This window comes from Pseudomonas sp. LBUM1655 (genome assembly GCF_059716085.1).
In genome coordinates this window covers 1,468,404-1,487,120 of sequence record NZ_CP166801.1, presented here as the reverse complement: position 1 = coordinate 1,487,120, position 18,717 = coordinate 1,468,404, and the positions used below count along the sequence as shown (strand labels likewise).

Annotated in this window: 18 protein-coding genes; 3 read left to right on the top strand and 15 right to left on the bottom strand. The window is 59.4% G+C overall.

Features of this window, described 5'->3' with window-relative positions:
• Positions 1-281 precede the first annotated feature (281 nt).
• Positions 282-1,541 carry an OprD family porin gene (locus ACA074_RS06595; protein WP_497678649.1) on the top strand — a complete coding sequence of 420 codons (1,260 nt, stop codon included), beginning with the start codon at positions 282-284 and terminating at the stop codon, positions 1,539-1,541.
• A 32-nt stretch (positions 1,542-1,573) separates the two neighbouring features.
• Here ACA074_RS06595 and ACA074_RS06590 read toward each other — a convergent pair whose 3' ends face one another.
• The 12 genes from ACA074_RS06590 to pcaR form a co-directional block, all read right to left on the bottom strand.
• Positions 1,574-2,545, bottom strand: a complete 972-nt coding sequence (locus ACA074_RS06590) for an IS110 family RNA-guided transposase (RefSeq protein ID WP_497657778.1) — start codon at positions 2,543-2,545, stop codon at positions 1,574-1,576.
• A 384-nt stretch (positions 2,546-2,929) separates the two neighbouring features.
• The gene (gene pcaC, locus ACA074_RS06585; RefSeq protein WP_025110738.1) at positions 2,930-3,322 is read right to left on the bottom strand and encodes a 4-carboxymuconolactone decarboxylase; all 393 of its coding nucleotides are present in this window, start codon (positions 3,320-3,322) and stop codon (positions 2,930-2,932) included.
• 10 nt (positions 3,323-3,332) lie between these two features.
• Positions 3,333-4,124: a 3-oxoadipate enol-lactonase gene (gene pcaD, locus ACA074_RS06580; protein ID WP_497678648.1), complete on the bottom strand. Its 792-nt coding sequence runs from the start codon at positions 4,122-4,124 to the stop codon at positions 3,333-3,335.
• Positions 4,125-4,135: 11 nt separating this feature from the next.
• Positions 4,136-5,500, bottom strand: coding sequence for a 3-carboxy-cis,cis-muconate cycloisomerase (locus ACA074_RS06575; protein ID WP_497678647.1), 1,365 nt, complete (start codon positions 5,498-5,500; stop codon positions 4,136-4,138).
• Positions 5,501-5,546: 46 nt separating this feature from the next.
• Positions 5,547-6,842, bottom strand: coding sequence for an MFS family transporter (locus ACA074_RS06570; protein WP_489878371.1), 1,296 nt, complete (start codon positions 6,840-6,842; stop codon positions 5,547-5,549).
• A 266-nt stretch (positions 6,843-7,108) separates the two neighbouring features.
• Positions 7,109-7,675: a protocatechuate 3,4-dioxygenase subunit alpha gene (pcaG, locus tag ACA074_RS06565; protein ID WP_497678646.1), complete on the bottom strand. Its 567-nt coding sequence runs from the start codon at positions 7,673-7,675 to the stop codon at positions 7,109-7,111.
• A 1-nt stretch (position 7,676) separates the two neighbouring features.
• Positions 7,677-8,381 (bottom strand): protocatechuate 3,4-dioxygenase subunit beta, encoded by a 705-nt coding sequence (pcaH, locus tag ACA074_RS06560; RefSeq protein ID WP_497678645.1) that lies wholly within the window; start codon positions 8,379-8,381, stop codon positions 7,677-7,679.
• Between the two features lie 36 nt (positions 8,382-8,417).
• Positions 8,418-9,623 carry a 3-oxoadipyl-CoA thiolase gene (pcaF, locus tag ACA074_RS06555; RefSeq protein ID WP_187679431.1) on the bottom strand — a complete coding sequence of 402 codons (1,206 nt, stop codon included), beginning with the start codon at positions 9,621-9,623 and terminating at the stop codon, positions 8,418-8,420.
• Entirely contained in the window at positions 9,620-10,399 is a 780-nt protein-coding gene (locus ACA074_RS06550) for a CoA-transferase subunit beta (RefSeq protein WP_187679432.1), read from the bottom strand. The genes pcaF and ACA074_RS06550 overlap by 4 nt, the downstream gene beginning before the upstream one ends.
• Complete coding sequence (locus ACA074_RS06545) at positions 10,399-11,256, bottom strand: CoA transferase subunit A (RefSeq protein ID WP_103307044.1); 858 nt, start codon at positions 11,254-11,256, stop codon at positions 10,399-10,401. Before ACA074_RS06545 ends, ACA074_RS06550 begins: the two co-directional genes overlap by 1 nt.
• Positions 11,257-11,520: 264 nt before the next feature.
• Positions 11,521-12,867 carry a 4-hydroxybenzoate transporter PcaK gene (gene pcaK, locus ACA074_RS06540; protein ID WP_401266176.1) on the bottom strand — a complete coding sequence of 449 codons (1,347 nt, stop codon included), beginning with the start codon at positions 12,865-12,867 and terminating at the stop codon, positions 11,521-11,523.
• A 293-nt stretch (positions 12,868-13,160) separates the two neighbouring features.
• A complete protein-coding gene (gene pcaR, locus ACA074_RS06535) occupies positions 13,161-14,003 on the bottom strand; it encodes a pca regulon transcriptional regulator PcaR (RefSeq protein ID WP_187679434.1) in 843 nt (280 codons plus the stop codon).
• Between the two features lie 653 nt (positions 14,004-14,656).
• Between pcaR and ACA074_RS06530 the strand changes: the two genes are divergently transcribed.
• Both ACA074_RS06530 and ACA074_RS06525 read left to right on the top strand, forming a co-directional pair.
• Entirely contained in the window at positions 14,657-14,857 is a 201-nt protein-coding gene (locus ACA074_RS06530) for a hypothetical protein (RefSeq protein WP_008080067.1), read from the top strand.
• Between the two features lie 373 nt (positions 14,858-15,230).
• Positions 15,231-16,706 carry an inorganic phosphate transporter gene (locus tag ACA074_RS06525; RefSeq protein ID WP_187679435.1) on the top strand — a complete coding sequence of 492 codons (1,476 nt, stop codon included), beginning with the start codon at positions 15,231-15,233 and terminating at the stop codon, positions 16,704-16,706.
• 919 nt (positions 16,707-17,625) lie between these two features.
• Here ACA074_RS06525 and ccoM read toward each other — a convergent pair.
• The 3 genes from ccoM to ACA074_RS06510 all read right to left on the bottom strand — a co-directional run bounded on the left by ccoM (position 17,626) and on the right by ACA074_RS06510 (position 18,490).
• Complete coding sequence (gene ccoM / locus ACA074_RS06520; protein ID WP_003222396.1) at positions 17,626-17,739, bottom strand: cytochrome c oxidase subunit CcoM; 114 nt, start codon at positions 17,737-17,739, stop codon at positions 17,626-17,628.
• 147 nt (positions 17,740-17,886) lie between these two features.
• Entirely contained in the window at positions 17,887-18,048 is a 162-nt protein-coding gene (locus ACA074_RS06515) for a hypothetical protein (RefSeq protein WP_187679436.1), read from the bottom strand.
• A 100-nt stretch (positions 18,049-18,148) separates the two neighbouring features.
• Positions 18,149-18,490, bottom strand: coding sequence for an aspartate-semialdehyde dehydrogenase (locus ACA074_RS06510; RefSeq protein ID WP_187679437.1), 342 nt, complete (start codon positions 18,488-18,490; stop codon positions 18,149-18,151).
• Between the last annotated feature and the right edge of the window lie 227 nt (positions 18,491-18,717).

Below are 18,717 nucleotides of genomic sequence, written 5' to 3'. Positions count from 1 at the left end.
TGTTGCTTGGGCTGCCCCCTTCGCGTCACCACAAAACCCGGCTCAATCTTGCGTTCGATAATCGCCCAAAACCCGCTTTCCCCGATTGAAACCCCGCCTCCGCGCCCCGCACCATTCGCTTCACAAAACCAATAACAACAGGTTCGACACCATGCCCCCGCGCCCTGCCCTGTCCGGCTGATCGCCGCCGCTTTATCCCCGAATCTGCAACTTCATGTTTGCCCCCGAAAGCGGCGGCAACGGATCCCGTTCGACTCAAAAAAACAAAAAGAGACTCTGCAATGACACATCCCACTGCGCCGTACGCATTACCCAGCCTGATCGCGCTTGCACTGGCCGGCGTCGCCCTGCCCGCCGCGGCCGAAGAAGCCGGGTTTGTCGAGGGCGCCAAGGTCAATCTGAACCTGCGCAACTTCTACATCAACCGCAACTTCACCAACCCGACCAAGGCCCAGGGCAAGGCTGAAGAGTGGACGCAGAGCTTCATCCTCGACGCAAAATCCGGCTTCACCCAAGGCACCGTTGGTTTCGGCATGGACGTGCTTGGCCTGTATTCGGTGAAGCTCGATGGCGGCAAAGGCACCGGCGGCACCCAGTTGCTGCCGCTGGATCACGATGGCCGCCCGGCAGACAATTTCGGCCGTACCAACGTTGCGTTCAAGGCCAAGCTGTCGCAGACCGAATTGAAGGTCGGCGAGTGGATGCCGGTACTGCCGATCCTGCGTTCGGACGACGGTCGCTCGCTGCCGCAAACCTTTCGTGGCGGCCAGATCACCTCGAAGGAACTCGACGGCCTGACCCTTTACGGTGGCCAGTTCCGCGCCAACAGCCCGCGCGACGACAGCAGCATGAGCGACATGTCGATGACCGGCAAAGCCGCGTTTACCTCCGATCGCTTCAACTTTCAGGGCGGCGAATATGTGTTCAACGAAAAGCGCACCCAGATCGGTCTGTGGAACGCCGAACTCAAGGACATTTACAGCCAGCAGTACGTCAACCTGATCCACAGCCAGCCACTCGGCGACTGGACGCTAGGCGCCAACCTCGGCTTTTTCTACGGCAAGGATGACGGCAGCGCCCGCGCCGGTGATCTGGACAACAAAACCTGGTCGGGAATGTTCTCGGCCCGATACGGCGGCAACACCTTCTACGTCGGCCTGCAGAAACTCACCGGCGACAGCGCGTGGATGCGGGTCAACGGCACCAGCGGTGGCACCCTGGCCAACGACAGCTACAACGCCAGTTACGACAATGCGCAGGAACGCTCATGGCAGGTGCGTCACGACTACAACTTTGTCGCCCTCGGCATTCCCGGACTGACCCTGATGAACCGCTACATCAGCGGCGACAAAGTGCACACCGGGACCATCACCGACGGCAAGGAATGGGGACGCGAATCGGAACTGGGCTACACCGTGCAAAGCGGCGCGCTCAAGGACTTGAACGTCAAATGGCGCAACTCGACCATGCGCCGCGATTTCAGCAACAACGAGTTCGATGAGAACCGCTTGATCGTCAGCTATCCGATCAGCTTGCTGTAAACCCAAGTCCTCTGTAGATACCGTCTTGCCCCTCATCGGGCAAGGGCAATTTTCGGGTCAAATGGCTGGCCCGATTTAAGAACGGCGTAGACAAAATGTAGGAGTTTGCGCATCGCTGCACAGATGATTTGCTTGGGGGCCTTGCCGTTGGCCTTCAAGCGGTCCTTCATGGCGATGATTGCCTTGTTGTGCTTCAGTGCAACCAACCCAGGCATGTATAGACCCGCCCGAACGCGAGCCGATCCGATCCTCGAAATCACTGTTCTGCCTTTGAATTTTCCCGAGTCCTGCAGCTTTGGGTTCAACCCGGCGGCAGCGACCAGCTTGCGAGGGTCGTCATATTTACGCAGGTCGCCCAACTCGGCCAGCAGCCGCTCAAGGGTTTTCTGGCCGATACCGTCGATGGTCACGATCAAGTCGCGCATTTGGCGCATGTCTGGATCATCGTCGATGTGTTTTTTGATTGATTTGTGAGTTTCAACGATCTCTTTCTCGATGTGACGCAGCACAGAGTTGATCGAGTCTTTGACCTTTTCGTCGGATACATCCAGGCGATTGAGCTCCATTTGCTCCATTTCCTGAAGGTCATCCAAGCGACGTACCATCGCCTTTAGCTGACGATATTTCAGCGGCTCTGGAGCCCAAAGCTGAAGCTTTTCAGCCTTTTCCCGAGCAAAGTCAGCGATCAATTTGGCGTCGCTTTTGTCGGTTTTGATCCGGCGCAGCTCGCTGTCGGCGTAAGCGTGGGTCGTAGCCGGATTGACGACGCAGACCCGGTAACCCTTGTTGTAGACGAACTCGGCAAGTTCCAGGTGATAAACGCTGGTGGCTTCCATCACGATCAGAGCTGTAGGCTCGACCTGCTTGTTCAGCCAGGCGTCAAACTCTTTGAAACCTTTTGAGTCGTTAGCCAGTTTGGCCTTGGTTTTGTGCTTGCCGTTTGGCAGGTGAGTGGCAATATCAAAGGTATTTTTAGCGACATCGACGCCGACGAAATTGGACATGACCGTTTCTCCATTAATCCGTTTTCGATCATCACTGCACTCTGTCCAACCTTGCGAATGCGGGCTCTCGCCAGAGACGGGCCCAAGATACCGTTCGAACTATACGAGTGAGTGTGGAGGGCTGGAGCACGATCTACATCACAGGCAAAAAGCCTAAGGAGCTGCACGGCTTCCAAGTCCCTCCCTCGATGATCAGTCGAGAACTATCGCTCCTGACGGAGCGATAGTCGAGATACAAGGAGCTGCCGCAGGCTGCGATCTTTTGATCTTGATCTTAAAAAAAAATCAAAAGATCGCAGCCTGCGGCAGCTCCTACAGGGAAAGTTGATATACGCAGAATAGCCATTGTCTGGCTTGCCAGCGATGGCGTCAGCTCAGGCACTATCACTCCCGGGATTCAACCCCCAACTCATCCCACACCGATTCGGCCAGATGGAACGTCGCATTCGCCGCCGGGATCCCGCAATAGATCGCGCTCTGCATGATCACTTCCTTGATCTCGCCACGGCTCACGCCGTTGTTGGCCGCTGCGCGCAGGTGCAGTTTCAGCTCGCCCTCGCGGTTCATGCCGATCAGCATGGCGATGGTGATCAGGCTGCGGGTATGCCGAGGCAAGCCCGGACGTGTCCAGATATCGCCCCAGGCGTGACGGGTGATCATCTCCTGGAATTCCGAGTTGAACTCGGTCAGCGTGGTCAGGCTGCGATCGACATGGGCATCGCCCAACACCGCTCGGCGTACCTGCATGCCATCGTCGTAACGTTGTTTCTCGTCCACAAAAACTTCCTCACTTAGCCTGCAAAAACGCCAACACGCGATCACTGAAATCAGCACCGGCTTGCACGTTGGACAAATGCGCCGCATAGAACTCGGCATACTCGGCGCCGCGCACATGCTCCTGAATGAAATGCCCGCCGGACGGCGGTGTCACTGCATCTTCAGTACCGGCGATCACAAGCAACGGCACATTGATCGAAGACAACTGCTCGCGGAAATCGGCATCACGTACCGCCGCGCAATTGGCCGCGTAGCCATCAGGATGAGTGGCCGCGAGCATGTCGGTAATCTGCTTGGCCGCGGCCGGATGGGCCTGCGAAAAATCCGGCGTAAACCAACGCGCAATCGATGCGTCACGCAGGGCAACCATGGCTGCCGCGCCGTCGCGCAGCACGGTTTCGATGCGCGGGTTCCACACCGATGGATCGCCGATTTTCGCTGCGGTGTTGCACACAATCAGCTTGTTCAGACGCTCGCCGGCATTGATCCCCAGCCACTGGCCGATCAAGCCGCCCATCGACAATCCGCAAAAATGCGCGCGCTCGATGTGCAGCGCATCCAGCAAGCCAAGCACGTCATGGCCCAATTGCTCGATGCTGTAAGGCCCCGGCGTCACCAGCGATTGGCCGTGGCCACGGGTGTCGAAACGCAGCACGCGAAAGTGTTCGGTAAACGCCGGCACTTGCGCGTCCCACATGTGCAGATCGGTGCCCAGCGAGTTGGACAGCACCAGCACCGGCGCATCGACCGGGCCTTCCAATTGATAGTGCAGTTCGCCATCGGCGAGTTGAACGAAAGCCACAGCCCTCTCCTTCAGACAGTCAACGCGTTGTGTTCGGCCACCGCTCGCTCGACCCAGACTTGCGCCTGGCCGAGGTAATGGGCGGGGTTCAAAAGATGATCCAGTTCAGCGGCGCTCAGTTCGGCGGTGACTTTCGGCTCGTCACCGAGCACGACACGCAAGTGACGCTGTTCGGCCACCGCACGTTTGCAGCATTGTTCGAGCAGGTGATGCGCGGTGTCGCGGCCGACCCGTTGCGCGAGGACGATGCTCACTGCTTCGGCCAGCACCAACCCTTGGGTCAATTCGAGATTGCGCGCCATGCGTGCGGCGTCGACTTCCAAACCGTCGGCCAATAATCGCGCCTGTTGCAGCGATCCCGAAACGAGGCAGCAGATTTCCGGCAGGGTTTCCCATTCGGCATGCCACAAGCCGAGGCTGCGTTCGTGCTCTTGTGGCATGGCACTGAACAATGTCGACACCAGCCCCGGCATGCGCGTCGCCGCGCCGATCAAGACCGCCGCGCCCACCGGATTACGTTTGTGCGGCATGGTCGAGGAACCGCCCTTGCCCGGTGCCGACGGTTCGAAGACTTCCGCCGCTTCGGTCTGCATCAACAAACTGATGTCGCGACCGAGCTTACCGAGGCTCCCGGCGATCAAACCAAGCGCCGCGCCAAACTCGACGATGCGATCACGCTGGGTGTGCCATGGCTGTTCCGGCAGGGTCAGTTGCAGTTCCTCAGCCAAGGCCTGAGCGATCGGCAATGCCTGCTCGCCCAGCGCCGCGAGGGTGCCCGATGCGCCGCCGAATTGCAGCACCAGCAGACGCGGCTTGAGTTCGCGCAGACGCTGACGGCTGCGAGTCACAGCCCCCAGCCATCCGGCGATTTTCATGCCTAGGGTCACCGGTGTCGCGTGTTGCAACCAGGTGCGCCCGGCCAGCGGCGTAGCCGCATGACGCTGCGCTTGAGCGGCGAGTGAATCGGCGAGTTGCGCCAATTCCCCTTCGATCAAACCCAGCGCCTGACGCAATTGCAGAACCAGCCCGGAATCCATCACATCCTGACTGGTTGCGCCCAAATGCACATAACGCTCGGCCTCGGCATCGGTGGCAGCAATCTGCTTGCCCAGCGCCTTGACCAGCGGAATGGCCGAATTACCGGCTGTGGCAATTGCCTCGCCCAGCGCCGCGAAGTCGTACAGCTCAGCGCTGCACGCGTTGGTTATCGGCGCAACAGCGGACACTGGAATAAGTCCGACCCGAGCCTCGGCCCGGGCCAGCGCTGCTTCGAAGTCGAGCATTGCCTGGACGCGGCCCTGATCGCAGAACACCTCGCGCATATCGCGGGCAGTGAAGTAGGCATCAAACAATTGATTGCCCGGTCGCTGAGTCATAAACAGTCCTTGCCGGCGCGGGCCATGGCGGCCCGCGCGCATCGGTTTAGAGATCGTGGTGCAAATATTTCGCCTGTTTCGGCAGACGCAGACTGAACAGGAGTGCCACCGCCATCATCAGCGTGACGTACCAGTAAAAGGCGTTTTCCATGCCGCCGGCCTTCAGACTCAGAGCAACGAATTCCGCCGACCCACCGAAGATCGCGTTGGCCACCGCATACGCCAGACCCACGCCAAGGGCGCGGACTTCCGGCGGAAACATTTCGGCTTTCACCAGGCCGCTGATCGAGGTGTAGAAACTGACAATGGCCAGCGCAATGGTGATCAGTACAAAAGCCAGAAACGGACTGCTGACGCCCTTCAGGCTGAGCAGGATCGGCACGGTGAACAGCGTACCCAGCGCGCCGAACCAGAGCATCGAGCTACGTCGGCCGATCTTGTCGGCGAGCATGCCGAACAGCGGTTGCATGCACATATACAAGAACAGCGCGCCGGTCATGATGTAGCTGGCGGTCTTGGCGTGCATGCCGGCAGTGTTCACCAGATATTTCTGCATGTACGTGGTGAAGGTGTAGAAAATCAGCGAGCCACCGGCGGTGTAACCCAGCACAGTGATAAACGCGGCTTTGTGATCGCGAAACAGCGCACGGATGCTGCCGGCGTCCTTGTTCTCGCGCATTTCCTTGCTGGTGGTTTCTTTCAGCGAACGACGCAGGAACAGCGAAATCAACGCCGCCACCGCACCGACCACGAACGGAATCCGCCAGCCGTAGGCGCGCAGGTCATCTTCGGTGAGGAACTGCTGAAGCACCACCACCAAGGACACCGCCAGCAATTGCCCGCCAATCAACGTCACGTACTGGAACGAGGCAAAGAACCCGCGCTGGCCCTTGAGCGCAACTTCACTCATGTAAGTCGCGGTGGTGCCGTATTCGCCACCCACCGACAAACCTTGCAGCAGACGTGCGAACAGCAACAGCACCGGCGCCCAGACGCCGATGTCCTTGTAGGTCGGCAGACAGGCGATCAGCAATGAGCCGAAGCACATCATCAGAATCGAGATCAGCATCGAGTTCTTGCGCCCGTGCTTATCCGCCACGCGCCCGAAGATCCAGCCACCAATAGGTCGCATCAGAAACCCGGCAGCGAATACACCGGCGGTGTTGACCAGTTGTACCGTCGGGTTGTCGGAAGGGAAAAACGCCGGGGCAAAATAGATCGCGCAGAAGGCGTAGACGTAGAAGTCGAACCATTCGACGAGGTTGCCGGACGAGGCGCCGACAATGGCGAAGATGCGCTTGCTACGCTCTTCGCCGGTGTAATGGGCTGTGGTGGTTGTCATTGTTTTTCACTCGATAGGGACAGTGAGAGTCTAGACACACTTTGCAACAGTCCCGTTCCACATTGGCTCGGTAACACAGGCCACGCCTATGAAAGCGGGCTTTGTGGCGAGGCGATTTATCCCCGATGGGCTGCGAAGCAGCCCCAAGACCGGCGATCACGGTGCAATAGATTTACCGCGCTCTGGGGTTTTGCGAGTGCTGCGCACTCGGTCGGGGATAAATCCCCTCACCACAAAACTCACTCCACTGGAATAGCGGTGTTCTTTCAATAATCGAAGAACACCGTCTCGGCATCTGTGCCCTGCAGAATCACATTCCACTGGTACACACCCGACGCATCGGGCTTTGCCAGCAACGTCGTGCGGCGCTCGGCCGGCACACATTCCAGCAGCGAGTCATTCACGTTCGCCGGCTCGCCGTCAAAATAGATCCGCGTCAACAAGTGCTTCACCAACCCGCGAGCAAACACCAACACCACCAGATGCGGCGCCTGGGTCGAGCCCTTCAAACCCTCGACCGTGCCTGGCTTGATCGTGGTGAACCGAAAACGCCCTTCGGCATCCACCGGCACCCGACCAAAACCTTCGAAGTGCGGGTCCAACGGTTTGTCCTGCTCGTCTTCCGGATGGTCGTATTTGCCGGCGGCGTTGGCTTGCCAGACTTCGAGCATGGCGTCATTAACCACATCGCCGTTGCCATCGACGACTTGTCCGGTGATCGCCACACGCTCGCCGAGGGTCAGTTCATTGGCGAGGTTTTCAAGGTTCAGCCAGGTCAGACCGATGTGGTAGTAAGGCCCGACGGTGTGGGACGTGGTCGCATTCAGGGTCATCTTATTTCTCCATCGGCGTGGCATCACGGCCGCGCAGCACGATGTCCCAACGGTAACCGAGGGCGTAGGACGGAATGGTTTTTTCCAGATCGAAAGCAGCGATCAGGCGTTCCTTGGCGGACGTATCCGGTACGCAGTTGTAGATCGGGTCGTAGGCCAGCAACGGGTCGCCGGGGAAATACATCTGCGTCACCAAGCGGGTCAGTATGCTCGGCCCGAACAGCGAGAAATGGATGTGCGCCGGGCGCCAGGCGTTGTGGTGGTTACCCCACGGATAGGCGCCGGGCTTGATGGTCTGGAACTGATACCAGCCATCGGCGTCGGTCACGGTGCGACCGGTGCCGGTGAAGTTCGGGTCCAGCGGCGCGTCGTGCAGGTCGCGCGGGTGGTTGTAGCGGCCGGCGGCGTTGGCCTGCCAGATTTCTACGAGAATCCCCGGCACCGGCAGACCGTTTTCGTCGAGCACACGGCCGTGAATGATGATCCGCTCGCCCTGTGGTTCGCCGTCATGCTGGGCGGTCAGGTCGTTGTCTTTTTCGCCCACACGCTCGGCGCCGATGGTCGGGCCAGTGATTTCCGACAGCGAGTGGGGCAGAAACACCAACGGCTTGGAGGGCGAGCGCAAATTGGTGGATTGATACGTCGGGTGCAGGTACTCAGGCTGGGTGCCTTCCTGCGGACGACGGTAGCCAGGCTTGTCAGTCATTTCGCTTTCCTCTGTTCTTATTCGTCACGGCTTGCGTCAGACGCGTTCGATGGCCAAGGCAAGTCCTTGGCCGACACCGACGCACATAGTCGCCAGACCTTTCTTGCCACCGGTCTTTTCCAGCTGATGCAGCGCCGTCAGCACCAGGCGCGCGCCGCTCATGCCCAACGGGTGACCCAAGGCAATCGCGCCGCCATTCGGGTTGACCTGCGCGGCGTCGTCCGCCAAGCCCAGTTCACGCAGCACCGCCAAACCCTGGCTGGCAAACGCTTCGTTGAGTTCGATCACATCGAAATCGCTGACCGCCACACCTAGACGCTCGATCAGTTTACGCACCGCTGGCACCGGGCCGATGCCCATTACCCGTGGCGCGACACCGGCACTGGCCATGCCCAGCACTTTGGCGCGGGCGGTCAAACCGTGTTTTTTCACGGCTTCGGCCGAGGCCAGAATCAGCGCGGCGGCGCCGTCGTTCACGCCCGAGGCATTACCGGCGGTGACAGTCTTGTCCGGGCCGTTGACCGGTTTCAGTTTGGTCAGCGCTTCGATCGTCGTGTCAGCGCGCGGGTGTTCATCCTGGCTGACCACCGTTTCGCCCTTCTTGTGGGCGATCCGTACTTCGACGATTTCTTCAGCGAAGTAGCCGGCGGCCTGCGCGGCGGCTGTCCGTTGCTGACTGCGCAGGGCGAAAGCGTCCTGATCCTCGCGGGAAACTTCGTAATCGTCAGCGACGTTGTCGGCGGTCTGCGGCATCGCGTCGACGCCGTACTGGGCTTTCATCAACGGGTTGATGAAGCGCCAGCCGATGGTGGTGTCTTCCAGTTTCATATTGCGTGAGAACGCTGCATCAGCCTTGCCCATCACGAACGGTGCGCGGGACATCGACTCGACGCCGCCGGCAATCGCCAGCTCCATCTCGCCGCTGGCGATGGCGCGAAACGCCGTGCCGATCGCATCCATGCCCGAAGCGCAGAGGCGATTGAGGGTCACGCCGGGCACGGTTTCCGGCAGGCCTGCCAGCAGCAGCGCCATGCGTGCGACGTTGCGGTTGTCTTCGCCAGCCTGGTTGGCGCAGCCGAGGAACACCTCGTCGATTGCACTCCAGTCCACCGACGGGTTGCGTTCCATCAGCGCCTTGATCGGCACAGCGGCCAGATCGTCGGCGCGAACGGCGGACAAACCACCGCCGAAACGGCCGATGGGGGTACGAATCGCATCGCAGATATAAACGTCACGCATCATGCTTCTCCCGGTGCCTGACCGTGCGCCGCAGCGGTGCGCGCTTCGAGATCACGCAACGCAGTCAGCTCGACCTCGGTCGGCTCGGCGGTTTGTTCAACGTTGTCGGCAAAGCGGATCGCCCAACCGGTGGCGGCAACCACTTGCTCGCGAGTCACGCCCGGGTGCAGTGCGGTGACCACGAATTCGTGAGTGCCCTCCTCCGGTTCCATGATGCACAGGTCGGTGATGATGCCGACCGGACCGGCGCCCGGCAGGCCCAGTCGCTTGCGCGAATCGCCGCCCTCGCCATGGCCGACCGAGGTGATGAAATCGAGCTTGTCGACAAACGAGCGCGCCGACTGTTTAAGGATGATCAGTACACTCTTCGCCGAGCCGGCAATCTCCGGCGCTCCGCCGGCTCCCGGCAGACGCACTTTCGGCGAATGGTAGTCGCCGACCACAGTGGTGTTGATGTTGCCGAAACGGTCGACCTGCGCCGCGCCGAGAAAACCGACGTCGATGCGTCCGCCCTGCAACCAATAGCGAAAAATCTCACCGGTCGGCACGACGGTGTCAGCGGTTTCCGCCAACTCGCCGTCACCGATGGACAGCGGCAGTACGCTTGGTTTGGCGCCAATCGGGCCGGATTCGTAAATCAGCACCACGTCCGGCGATGAAGTCAGGCGCGCGAGGTTGGCGGCTTTCGACGGCAAGCCGATGCCAACGAAGCACACCGAGCCGTTCTTCAGGCGACGGGCTGCGGCGACGGTCATCATTTCATTAGTGGTGTAAGTCATTACTTGGCCTCCGAAGCAGCGGCCAACTTGGCCTGGAACTCGCTGAAATCAGCGCAGCCATGGATGTATTCGTTGATCCACGCGGTAAACGTCTCACGGTCGCGGGCAATCGGGTCCCACGCCTGATAGAAACGATTGTCACGCTCGGTGTAACCGTGGGCGTAGGAAGGATGCGCGCCACCCGGGACGTGACAGACCGCGCTCAAGGCCCAGGTTGGCAGCACGCAGGCGTTCATCGGTGCGTTGAGGTTGTCGACGATTTCCTCGACGGTAACGATGCAGCGTTTGGCGGCCAGTGCGGCTTCTTTCTGCACGCCGAGAATGCCCCACAGCAACACGTTGCCTTGGCGGTCGGCTTTCTGCGCGTGGATCACAGTGACGTCCGGGCGCACCGACGGCACCGCCGCCAGCACTTCACCGGTGAACGGGCAGGTGACGGATTTGATCAGCGGGTTGACCTTCGGCAGGTCGGAGCCGGCGTAGGCGCGCAGCACAGCGAACGGCAAGCCGGAAGCGCCGGCGACGTAGGCATTGGCCAGGTCGGCGTGGCTGTGTTCTTCGATTTCCAGCGGGTGCGGCCATTGTTTCTCGACGGCATCGCGCAGACGATGCAGCGAACCCACACCCGGATTGCCACCCCAAGAGAAGATCAGCTTGCGCGCACAGCCGGCGCCGATCAGTTGGTCGTAGATCAGGTCAGGCGTCATCCGCACCAGAGTCAGATCTTTCTTGCCCTGACGAATGATTTCATGACCCGCTGCCGTAGGGATCAGGTGAGTGAAGCCTTCGAGCGCAACGGTGTCGCCGTCGTTGACGAATTGCTTCACCGCGTCGTGCAGCGAAAGGATCTCAGCCATGGAGCGGGCTCCCGTTTTTGTAATGGATCGCCAGTGATAAAAAAGGCGCGAGGTTCAGCGCCGGAGTCACTGCAGATTAAGCCTGGGAAATTTGCCAAACAATCCGATAATCGACTCAGTGTTCGTTTATCGAACAGATTGTTGTCAGCCTAACTTTGTGTGTTGTCTGCAAAAGATCGCAGCCTGCGGCAGCTCTCTACAGGGGTATGTATTCCAATTCAGGAGCCGCCGCAGGCTGCGATCTTTTCAATCTACAGCGCGATATCAAGTCGCATCCGCATGACTCACCATGCCTTTGATCACCACCGCCGTGGTCGCCAACGCTGCCGGAATCACCAGCGCCGTCAACACCTGCTCGAAATTCCAGCCCAACCCCAGCAGCGTCGCGCCCATCCACGCGCCGAGAATCGCGCCGAAACGGCCAATCCCCAGCATCCATGAGACGCCGGTTGCCCGGCCCTGCGTCGGATAGAACCGCGCCGCCAACGAAGGCATCGCCGATTGCGCACCGTTCACGCACATCCCCGCCACCAACACCAAGGTCGCCAGCAATGTGATGTTGCCCAGACTCTGCCCCACCGCGTAGGCAAAAAACCCGGCCAGCAGATAGAAAATGCCGATGACCTTGTGCGGATTGAAGCGATCCATCGCCCATCCCACACCGACCGCACTCAATACCCCGCCGAACTGGAACAATGCGCCGATAAACGCGGCCTGCTCCATGCTCGCGCCGCTGTCACGCATCAGCGTCGGCAGCCAACTGGTCAGCAGGTACACAATCACCAAGCCCATGAAGTACGTCAGCCACAACAGCAGCGTGCCGGCGCTGTAGGTGCCGGAAAAGATCACTGCGAACACGTTACGCGCCTTGACGGTTTTCTGTTCCGGGACGCTGAAACTCGAAGCCTGCGCGACCACCACCGGATCAATCGGCGCCAGCGTCTTGCGGACTTTGTCAGTGCCACGGTTACGGACTACAAGGTAGCGCGCCGATTCCGGCAGCCAGAACAGCAGCACCACGGCGAGGATCAAGGGCAAAATGCCGCCGATCAGCAACAGGCTGTGCCAGCCGAACGCCGGGATCAACTTGGCGGAAATGAACCCGCCACCGGCCATGCCAAGGTTGAAACCACAGAACATGCTGGTCACCAGAAGCGACTTCTTGCGCTCCGGAGTGTATTCCGACAGCAGCGTCGTCGCGTTCGGCATCCCCGCGCCCAGACCGAGGCCGGTCAAAAAGCGCAGCACCAGCAATTGTTCGACGTTGGTGCTGTACGCCGATGCCAGGCTGAAAGCGCCGAACAGCACAACCGCGCCAACCAGTACGACTTTGCGCCCGAAGCGGTCAGCCAGAGGCCCGGAACCGAGTGCGCCGAAGACCATGCCGATCAGCGCGGCACTCATCACCGGGCCAAGGCTGGCGCGGTCGATGCCCCAATCCTGCGACAGCGCCGGGGCAATGAAGCCCATCGCTGCGGTGTCGAGGCCATCAAGAAACACAATCAGGAAACACAGGATCACCACCCGCCACTGATAGCGCGAGATCGGTTGGGCGTTGATAAAGGACTGCACGTCGAGGCAGTTACCTACAGCGGACTGAGGCTGGTTCATTGTTTTTATTCCACGCAAAAAACGCAGTCGAACGGCGACCGGCCAAGGAGCGGCACGGTGACAAGAATAGAAGGTTGCAATCAGGCGTTGCGGGGAACCCGGCAACAGGAACTGGGGCGGCGACAGTCGGGGAACGTGCGCATGGGGAGTTGCCTCTTGTCATTATTATGGGAGTCGGCAGTCCGGCTGACGCTTTCGCTCAGCGCCGGATGACGCTGCCGCGACATTAATGATCCGAGGGTTTTAGCGTCAATTCGATAAACGCAACACTGTGCGTTTATCGAACAGCTTCATCAGGCAAACAACTGCGCGCTGAGGTCGCGGCTGGCACTGAGCAGGCCCGGCAGAAAGCGCTGCTCCAGCTCGGTGCGGCTGACTCGGCCGGCGTGGGTGCTGACGTTGAGCGCGGCCACCACTTGCCCCGAGGCGTCGTAGACCGGCACGGCAATCGAGCGCAGGCCTTGTTCCAGTTCCTGATCGACAATGCACCAACCCTGCTGCCGCACTTCTTGCAGGCATTCGAGCAGTGCGTCGGGGGTGTGAATCGTGCGGCTGGTCTTGGCGACCAGTTCGGCGTGATCGAGGTATTCGCGTAGCGTCGTGTCGTCCAGCGCGGCCAGCAGAATCCGCCCCATCGACGTGCAATAGGCCGGCAAACGTCCGCCCACCGAGAGATCCACGGAGATCAGTCGCTGAGTCGTCGCCGATCGGGCGATATAGAGAATGTCGTCGCCCTCAAGCGTGGCCATGTTGCAAGCTTCGTGCAGTTGCTCACTCATGCGGTCGAGGTAGGGCTGCGCGGAAACGGCCAACGGCGTCGAGGATAAATAGGCATGGCCAAGGGTCAGTACTTTCGGCAGCAGCGAATACGTGCGGCCATCGGTGGTGGCGTAGCCGAGTTTGATCAAGGTGTGCAGGCATCGGCGCACCGCAGCGCGGGGAATTTCCGTGCGGTGGCTGATCTGGGCGATGGTCAAATGCCTTTTGCGCTCCTGAAATGCCTGCACCACCGCCAGGCCACGGGCCAGCGAGGTCATGAAATCCGGATCGCCTGTCAGCGCCTGGATCCGTTTGGCCGGCGAAGCGACGATCGGCGGCGCCACGGAGGTGAAGGAGTTGCGCATTTGGTCGTTCATTTCAGGTCCTTTATCCGGCTCGGATCACGGGCTATACAATCGGCTCAGAGGGAGATGCACAAGAGCAACGCCAACAACATTGGGCGATTATCGAACCGTCGACCGATAATCGCAATCGAGCACACAGCGCAGGTTCGGCCGCGTGAGCGGTTTGCGCAACTTTGAACGCACACTGAATCAGCGTTTTTAGTTGTTCGACTTAATGGCGCCAAAAACAGATCGCTTGGCAAATAACGGTTTGCCCGTGAGGCAACTACCGATAAAAGTTGTCAGTAACATAACGATCACACATCCAGAACCTTTTTTAACTTGGCAAAGATAGTCATTCCCGAATCGACCGCTATAATGCACCTCAGTGGGACCGCCGTTCTTTACTTGCCGTGGTCGCCACCCGCTGACGCGATGTCCATCGCCGACAGCCCGGCCAGCGCCTGACGCAAATGACTCATGCAACGCCAGCGCTCGCTGAAACAGGAAGCTGATGCTACGTCAGTTTTAATCTGGTGCCGTAGCCCGCCTGCAACATGGAAGTCTTGATCGCCCTGCCGACTACATCAATGCCTGTTCAGGTATTGGCACTCGACGGACCCGCTCAATCGATTTGTTGCCGTGCGTTTCACCAGACATTTAACTCAACTCAAACAGGTAGCACTGTGACGAAAGACGAACTGCGCGCGGAACTTGAGCGCCAGGAACAACGTTACAAGGAAGTTTACGGCGGGGAAGTCACCACCTACGCCGCTCAGCCAGAACCGGAACGCAAGGCATGGCGTAAACGCCCCACCGTTCAGGATCAGGTCTTCAAGCAAGAAATTGAAAAGATCGAAAAGGAACTCAAAGCCGAAGAGCCATGAGCCACGGGTTTTGATCATTTCCAAGGCAGCCGTGCGCACCGTTACAAACGCGGTGTATCGACGATGCCATGCGCGCCCGCTACCCGCGGGCAGCGGCTATCTCCCCGTCATGAACGCTAATGGGGAGCTACATAAAGGTTTCAAAGATATTTCAGACAAGCGTTTGAGCCCGCAATCTCCACGGAAAAAGGTGCGCTTCCGAATACTTTTCCATTGAAAATCAACAGGTTGAAAAACCCTGCGTGACACTGGGTTTTAACGCGCTGCAACAAATTAAATCGAAGAAGAATGTTACCGATGAGCAGGGAGGGCATCGATTTCGAGACTTTTCTGGCATAATCGCGCCCCCTTACGACCGGGTCAGAAAACCTTCATGATCGATTTATTCAGCGGACTGGATGCTTGGGTGCTTGTGAGCCTCTTGCTCGCCCTGACGTTTGTCCTCGCCTTCGAGTTCATCAATGGATTTCATGACACCGCTAACGCGGTAGCCACTGTTATCTACACCAAAGCCATGCCGCCTCACCTGGCGGTGTTCTTCTCCGGTGTGTTCAATTTCCTCGGCGTGCTGCTGGGTGGCGTTGGCGTGGCGTATGCCATTGTCCACTTGCTGCCGGTTGAGCTGCTGATCAATGTGAACACCGGCCATGGCCTGGCGATGGTGTTCTCGTTGCTCGCCGCGGCAATCGCCTGGAACCTTGGCACCTGGTACTTCGGTATCCCGGCGTCCAGTTCCCATACCCTGATCGGCTCGATCCTCGGGGTTGGCCTGGCCAACGCCCTGATCAACGACATACCGTTGGCCGACGGCGTGAACTGGCAGAAAGCGATCGACATCGGCGCCTCGCTGGTGTTCTCGCCGATGGCTGGTTTCCTGATCGCCGCACTGATACTGATCGGCCTGAAATGGTGGCGACCGCTGTCGAAGATGCACAAGACGCCGGAACAGCGCCGCAAGATCGACGACAAGAAGCACCCGCCGTTCTGGAACCGCCTCGTCTTGGTGATCTCGGCCATGGCCGTCAGCTTCGTGCACGGCTCCAACGATGGTCAGAAAGGTATCGGCCTGATCATGCTGGTGCTGATCGGTATCGTCCCTGCGCAGTTCGTACTCGACCTGAACAGCACGACCTACCAGATCGAACGTACCCGCGATGCGACCCTGCATCTGAGCCAGTTCTACCAGCGCAACGCCGACTCCCTCGGTGAGTTCCTGGCCCTGGGCAAGAGCGTAGAAGGCGATCTGCCGGAGAAATTCCGCTGCAACCCGCAACAGACTGAACCGACCATCTCCGCCCTGCTCCACACCCTCAAAGGTGTAGCGGACTACCATTCGCTGTCGTCGGAAAGCCGCATTGAAGTGCGTCGCTATCTGCTGTGCCTGGACGACACCGCGAAGAAAGTCGGCAAGTTGCCTGGCCTGGAACCCCGTGAAAAGGCTGACCTGGACAAACTGCGCAAAGACCTGACCACCACCACCGAATACGCGCCGTTCTGGGTGATTCTGGCGGTTGCACTGGCCTTGGGCCTGGGCACCATGGTTGGCTGGAAACGCGTGGTACTGACCATCGGCGAGAAGATCGGCAAGCAAGGCATGACCTACTCCCAGGGCATGTCGGCGCAGATCACCACCGCCACCCTGATCGGCATGGCCAACATCTTCAGCCTGCCGGTGTCCACCACCCACGTCCTCTCCTCGGGCGTGGCCGGCACCATGGTCGCCAACAAAAGCGGCCTGCAAGGCGGCACGGTGAAAACCATCCTGCTGGCCTGGGTACTGACCCTGCCGGCGACCGTGGCACTGTCGGCCGGGTTGTTCTGGCTGGCGTCGAAGGCGCTGGGTAGCTGATAGATAGCTGGAAATGAAAAAGGCGCGATTCGAGAGGATCGCGCCTTTTTTTTTTTGGATTTTGGGATTGGGATTGGGATTGGGGGCATATCCGTTGCTGCGGGTGTTGCCGCTGGCGGTTTCGCTCTTACAGCGACTCACTTTTCCAAACGCCGAAAAGTAAGCAAAAGGCTTTGCCCCCGGCGTACGGCACTTCGCTAAGGCTCAGTGTTCCCTCGCTACGGTGTCCATCCGGGGGCATCGCTTCCGGTTTGCTTCGCTGCACCTCCTTTCGATGGATGCGGCTTCGCCGCACGGCGCTGCGCGCCTCCCCCCTGATGAACACCTTCGCTCGGCCTGCCGATGGGGGCAAAAGAGCAAAAGCAACATCAAGAGCCAAAGCCAAAGCCAAAGCCAAAACAGATCAAAAAATCGCAGCTTCGGAAGCTCACAAGGAATGAGTACACCCACCAGAGCTTGGTCGGCTGTCAGGCCGCCATCGATCCCACAAGGATATGAATACCCCCCACACGCGGCGCATGCCGCCCCACTCAACACAATGAGCGTTAGCTCGAGTACCGCTTTTGATCTCAGAGCCCGTCGGAAGGCTGAGTGGAGGGATTGATCCGGGGGGTGGGAGCGCAGCGACCGTTTGGCGAAGCCAAACACATCGAAAGGAGGTGCAGCGAAGCAAACCGGAAGCGATGCGCCCGGATCAATCCCGGAGCGAAGGAACCCGAGCCACAGCGAGGGCCGAACGTCAGGGCAAAGACCTTTGGTTACTTTGGGGCGTTTGCCAAAGTGACCCGCCGTAAGGGCGGAACCCTAAGCGGCCGTTACCGCAGCAACGGATATTCACCCAAAACCCCCAACGCGCAGGCAAAAAAAAGGGCAACCGAAGTCGCCCAAAATGCCTTGCGTGCCCATCAATCCAGAAGAACTACTTCTTGCGCTTATTCGCATCCTTCCAGATAAAAAATCCAAACCCTGCAAAAAACAGAACCATGAGCCCAACCGTCAGAACCCCGGCAAACACCACGTTATCGAAAAACATGACTGTGGCCTCCTGGCCCCTGCTCTGCTGCGATGGAGCTAAGTTAACCAATCACGCAGGCGCAGAAATTGACCAGGATCAAGTCCGGTCAACACAGCAAACAAAGGCGGGAAAATAACTGACCTGCATCAACGGATGCAGGGGAGATCAACGCTTTTTCGGTTTGTTTTTCGACTTCTTCTTGGCTTTTCCCAACGGCATGGCCTGTTCGAAGGCATTGCGCACTTCGTTCAGACGCTTCTCGTTGAGGTCATGCACACGCTTGGCGCGTTCGGTACTGAGGTCGATCAGTTTGTCGTCTTGGCTCATGGCGTTCGGTGCATCACTTGAGGAAATCACAACTGCCACAACATGGGCAGGACTGCGCCAATAATGCAGCCTGGCGCCTGCGCTGACCAGTCGGCACACCTCAAATCTCGATATCGACCCACAAGCCCTGACGCGGCTGATCTTCCATCAGCGGCACCACCGGCACCGTGTTGTCTGCATTGAGTGCCGTACCCGGCACGGCGAGGTGTTCCTCAGGGTCTTCATCGGCTTCGCGGCGCCGACGATCACGCTCCTGCTGGCGACGCTGTTCTTCGCGCAGCAGCAGCCCGTCCTCTTCAGGATCGCGTTTTTGCAGATCGATCGTGCTTTCGTTGGAGCTTTCCTGCACCGGTACCACCGGAGGAATGTCCGGCCGCTGGCGGATCGGATCCTGCTGGGAAGTGATCGGCACGGCGCTCAGGGGGAGCATCGGTGGCAGCATATAAAGGGTCTCCTGTGAGCAGGCTATCGGCTTGGACGTGGACGGCTTGAGCCGCCGGTCGCAAACTTGTGACCGGGTTGGCACTCACTGGTGCCCTGCTCCCGCGCAAATCCGACGCATGACCTAATCTTCCCTTTGCAGTTAAAAGCAGGCCACGGCTCCTAATCCTTTGGCCTCGGGGCCTCATTCCGTTAAGATAGCCCGCTTTTTCAAGGTGGGAGTCAGGC